We start from the raw sequence: 4,771 nt of genomic DNA, 5'->3' as shown, positions 1-4,771 counted from the left end.
ACGAACTGGGTGGCGGCTGGCTGCACGTGGCCGGCGCGAAGGTCGGCAAGCGCGCGTTCCTCGGCAACTCCGGTATGACGGCGCCGGGCCGCAGCGTGCCGAAGAACGGCCTCGTCGCGGTGCTGAGCGCGGCCCCGAAGAAGTCCAAGGCCGGTACGTCGTGGCTCGGATCGCCACCCGTGAAGCTGCGGCGCCAGGCGATCGAGGGCGACCAGAGCCGGACGTTCAACCCGCCGCTCAAGCTGAAGGTCGCGCGGGCGCTGGTCGAGCTGTGCCGGTTCGTGCCGATGATGTGCACGGTCGCGATCGCGATCGGCGTGCTGCTCGCGTTGCAGGCGCTGGACGTGTGGCTGGGCCCGTGGTGGACCGTGCTGCTGTCCGGTGCGGTGATCCTCGCCGCCGGCGCGGTCGCGGGCGGGATGGCGACGGTCGCCAAGTGGGTGATCGTCGGCCGGACCCGCGCGGTCGAGTACCCGCTGTGGAGCTCGTTCGTCTGGCGCAACGAGGTGGTCGACAGCTTCGTCGAGCTGGTCGCCGCGCCCTGGTTCGCCAACGCCGCCGCCGGCACGCCGGTCCTCGCCCTCTGGCTGCGGACCCTCGGCGCCAAGATCGGCAAGGGCGTCTGGTGCGAGACGTACTGGTTGCCGGAGGCCGACCTGGTCACCCTCGGCGACGGCGCCACGGTGAATCGCGGTTGCGTGCTGCAGACGCACCTTTTTCATGATCGAGTTCTCTCCATGAGCACAGTCACCTTCGGGCCGGGGGCGACCCTCGGGCCCCATGGCATCGTCCTGCCGGCCGCGAGTGTGGGAGCAGGAGCTACCATCGGGCCGGTGTCTCTCGTGATGCGTGGTGAAGGTGTGCCTGCCGGGACGCGCTGGGCCGGAAACCCGATCGCACCCTGGCAGGGCTGATGGTTGCCCGCAACGTCGGGCAGCCGGGTGCGTCGAGCGCAGGCGACCCGTACGTGCCCTCGCACGGCAATGGCGGCTACCACGTCGAGTCCTACGAGCTCGACCTCGACTACCGGGTCAACAGCAACCGGCTGACCGGCAAGGCGACCATCACGGCGGTGGCCAACCAGGCCCTGTCCCGGATCAGCTTCGACCTGGCCGGCCTGCGGGTGTCGAAGGTGTCGGTGAACGGCCGCCGCCCGCAGCGCTACACGCACCGGGCCGGCAAGCTGCACATCTCGGCGAACATCATGGATGGCGCCGAGTTCGTCGTCGACGTCCAGTACGCCGGGAACCCCAAGCCGGAGGACAGTCCGTGGGGTGAGCTGGGCTGGGAGGAGCTCACCGAAGGCGTGATCGTCGCCAGCCAGCCGAGTGGCGCCGCGACCTGGTTCCCGTGCAACGACCACCCCGGCGACAAGGCCCACTACCGGATCACGATCACCACCGACTCGCCGTACCACGTGGTCGCGAACGGGCGGCTGGTGTCCCGCCGGGTGAAGGCCAGCCGGACCACCTGGGTCTACGACCAGGCCGCGCCGATGGCGACGTACCTGGCGACCGTGCAGATCGGCCGGTACGACGCGATCGACCTGGCCGCGGCACCGGTGACGACCCGGGCCGTGCTGCCGGCCTCGTTGATGCGCAACGCGCGCGTGGATCTCGGCCGGCAGCAGGACATGATGAAGCTGTTCTGCCGGCTGTTCGGGCCGTACCCGTTCGGCGCCTACACGGTCGTGGTCACGGACGACCCGTTGGAGATTCCGCTGGAGGCGCAGGGCATCTCGGTGTTCGGCAGCAACCATCTGGATGGCCGGCGCGGGTCCGAGCGACTGGTCGCGCACGAGCTGGCGCACCAGTGGTTCGGCAACAGCCTGACCCCGGCGAGCTGGCAGCACATCTGGCTGAACGAAGGATTCGCCTGCTACGCCGAGTGGCTGTGGTCCGAGGCGTCGGGCGGCCTGACCGCGACGCAGCAGGTGTCGAAGGCGCACTCCCGGTTGAAGAGCCTGCCGCAGGACCTGCTGCTGTCGGATCCCGGGCCGGAGCTGATGTTCGACGACCGGCTCTACAAGCGTGGCGCGATCACCTTGCACGCGCTGCGGCAGCACCTTGGCGACGACGCGTTCTTCGACCTGCTGCGGACCTGGACCAGGACCTATCGGCACGGCTCGGTGACCACGGACGACTTCATCACGATGGCCGTGTCGTACAGCCCGGACGAGGACGCCGTTCGGGAGCTGTTCGAACAGTGGCTGGATGCAACGGACCTGCCGACCCTCAAGACCGGGCGACCTCGGCAGCGGCCTTGACGAAGCGCTCGGTGAGCGGGGTCCTGGTGGCCCAAGCCGCGCCGATCCACCACGTGGCGGCCCGGCCGGTCAACGGCACGAGACGAAGCCCCGGCGGCGCGATGCGTTCGGCAGACACCGGTACGACGGCGGGCCCGGCGCCGGCCGCGACCAGGGCCAGCACGGTCTGCAGGTCGGCCGCCTCCTGCAGGACACCGGGATGGCAACCGAGCTCGCCGTACAGCCCCTGAATCTGCGCGGTCAGCCCCGGACCCCGCGCCGGGACCAGCCGGACGAGTGGCCGGCCGTCGAGCCAGGCGCCGACATCACGCGGTACGTCGACACCATCAGCGACCGCGAGAGCCAGCCGGTCGCGTCGTAACCGCAGGTGTTCAAGGCCAGCCGGCACCGGTAGCCGGACGAACCCGATCTGCAGGCTGCCCGCGAGCAGCCGTTCGCACTGGACCGCCGACGACATGTCGTCCAGTGACACCGCGACACCGGGCCAGCGGCTACGGAAGAGCGCGACAGCTCGCGGCGCGAGGTCGATCCCGGAGAGCCCGAACCCGATCGCCAGCGACCCCTCGCTACCCGCTGCGACCAGGGCTGCCCGGCGGTCGAACGCCTCGGCCCGGTCGAGCAACTCCAGAGCGTCAGGAAACAGCAGTTCTCCGGCCGGGGTCAGCCGGGCACCGTGCCGGCCGCGGCTGAACAGCACCGAGCCGACCCGGCGCTCGAGCACCTGGATCTGCTTGGTCAGCGCGGGCTGGCTGGTCGACAGCTCCTCGGCCGCGGCCCCGAAGTTGTGCAGCCGGGCGACCGTGACGAACGCCCGGAGCAGTCGGAGATCCATAACTCCACGATATGGAATCTGACCAAACAGCTATTGGACGTCATGGAAGCATCGGCGTTTCGATAGGGGTATGAACCTCTTTCGCAGCGCCGTCGTCCAGTTCGAGGCGGTGCCGGACCAGCCGGCCGCCAACCTGGCGACCGTCGAGCGGCTGGCCCGCCAGGCAGTCGCCGACGACGCCAAGCTGATCGTGTTCCCGGAGATGTGCCTGCTCGGCTACTGGCACCTCCGCCGGCACACCGCCGAGCGGCTGCACGAGCTGGCCTCGCCCGCCGACGGACCGCTCATCGAGCGGGTCCTTGCCCTGGCCAAGGAGCTGGACGCCGGGATCGGCGTCGGGTTCCTGGAGGATGCCGACGGCAAGCTCTTCAACTCGTACGCCGTCTGCCTGCCGACCGGGGACGTCCACGTGCACCGGAAGCTGCATGCGTTCGAGCACGAGGCGATCGCGAGCGGATCGTCGTACACGGTGTTCGACACGCCCTGGCGGTTCCGGGCCGGAATCCTGATCTGCTGGGACAACAACCTGGTCGAGAACGTCCGGATCACCGCGTTGCTCGGGGCAACCGTCCTGCTGGCCCCGCACCAGACCGGCGGCACCAGCTCCCGCAGCCCGCACGGGATGAAGCCGATCCCGCTGGAGGTCTGGGAGCGCGGGGACCGGGCCGAGATCGAGGCGGCCTTCAACGGGCCGAACGGCCGCGGCTGGCTGCTGCGCTGGCTGCCGTCGCGGGCCCACGACAACGGCCTGTTCGTGCTGTTCAGCAACGGGGTCGGCCGGGACGACGACGAGCTCCGCACCGGCAACGCGATGATCCTGGACCCGTACGGCCGGATCGTCGCCGAGACTCCGGCGCCGGCCGAGTCCGTCGTGGTCGCCGACCTCGACCTGGATCTGGTGCCGCTGGCAACCGGCCGCCGCTGGCTCCGCGGCCGGCGCCCCGAGTTGTACGGCGTCCTGACGCAACCGGCCGGGGACGAGCTGGACCCGCGGGCAGCCCGGTTCTCACCCGACCCGGTGAGCCTGCGAACGCCGCCCGGTCAGTAGACGAGCGCCGTGGCGATGGCCGCGATGCCCTCGCCGCGGCCGGTCAGGCCGAGCCCGTCGGTCGTCGTCGCGCTCACCGAGACCTCGGCGTCGCACGCGGCGCTCATCGCCTTCTCGGCCTCCTCGCGGCGGCCGGCGAACCGTGGCCGATTGCAGATGATCTGCACCGACACGTTCCCGATCTCGAATCCGGCGGCGCGCACCCGGCGGGCAGCCTCGGCCAGCAACGCGGCCCCGGAAGCACCGGCCCATTCGGGCTCCGACGTACCGAAGTTGGACCCCAGGTCGCCCAGCCGCGCCGCACTGAGCAGCGCGTCGCAGACCGCGTGGGCCGCGACGTCGCCGTCCGAGTGACCCGACGGTCCGGACCTCTCCTCCGGCCACAGCAAGCCGGCCAGCCACATCGGCCGGCCCTCCTCCAGCGGGTGGACGTCAATGCCGGTCCCGACCCTGGGAACCTTCACGTCAGCCTCCTGTCCGCCAGCAGCGCCTCGGCCAGCAGCAGGTCCCGCGGCCGCGTCACCTTGAACGCGTCCTCGGACCCTTCGACCGTCACCACGGTCACCCCGAGCCGCTCACACAGCATCGCGTCATCCGTCGCCCCGACGCCACCGGCCGCATGCGC

The 4,771-nt window shown here is 70.7% G+C and carries 5 protein-coding genes and 1 pseudogene; 3 read left to right on the top strand and 3 right to left on the bottom strand.

The genetic code is table 11. From position 1 onward, the window contains the following. Both ACWCOV_RS41510 and ACWCOV_RS41505 read left to right on the top strand, forming a co-directional pair. A pseudogene (locus ACWCOV_RS41510) lies at window positions 1-914 on the top strand (amino acid adenylation protein); the annotation flags it as partial. Further along, a complete protein-coding gene (locus tag ACWCOV_RS41505; RefSeq protein ID WP_449834879.1) occupies window positions 914-2,266 on the top strand; it encodes a M1 family metallopeptidase in 1,353 nt (450 codons plus the stop codon). The pseudogene ACWCOV_RS41510 and the gene ACWCOV_RS41505, both read left to right, overlap by 1 nt. Here ACWCOV_RS41505 and ACWCOV_RS41500 read toward each other — a convergent pair. Continuing rightward, window positions 2,235-3,098, bottom strand: a complete 864-nt coding sequence (locus ACWCOV_RS41500) for a LysR family transcriptional regulator (RefSeq protein WP_449834878.1) — start codon at window positions 3,096-3,098, stop codon at window positions 2,235-2,237. The genes ACWCOV_RS41505 and ACWCOV_RS41500 overlap by 32 nt on opposite strands. 70 nt (window positions 3,099-3,168) lie before the next feature. Between ACWCOV_RS41500 and ACWCOV_RS41495 the strand changes: the two genes are divergently transcribed. Continuing rightward, on the top strand, window positions 3,169-4,146 hold the full coding sequence (locus tag ACWCOV_RS41495; protein ID WP_449834877.1) for a nitrilase family protein: 978 nt from the start codon (window positions 3,169-3,171) through the stop codon (window positions 4,144-4,146). Here the strand turns inward: ACWCOV_RS41495 and ispF are convergent. Further along, entirely contained in the window at window positions 4,140-4,610 is a 471-nt protein-coding gene (gene ispF, locus ACWCOV_RS41490; protein ID WP_449834876.1) for a 2-C-methyl-D-erythritol 2,4-cyclodiphosphate synthase, read from the bottom strand. The two genes, ACWCOV_RS41495 and ispF, sit on opposite strands and share 7 nt — an antisense overlap. Next, the coding region (locus ACWCOV_RS41485; protein ID WP_449834880.1) for a 2-C-methyl-D-erythritol 4-phosphate cytidylyltransferase at window positions 4,607-4,771 on the bottom strand (165 nt) is incomplete at its 5' end. The genes ispF and ACWCOV_RS41485, both read right to left, overlap by 4 nt.

It is taken from the genome of Kribbella sp. NPDC002412 (assembly GCF_053592935.1).
Note: the sequence above shows the minus strand (reverse complement) of the source record. Positions and strands in the feature narration are given on the sequence as shown.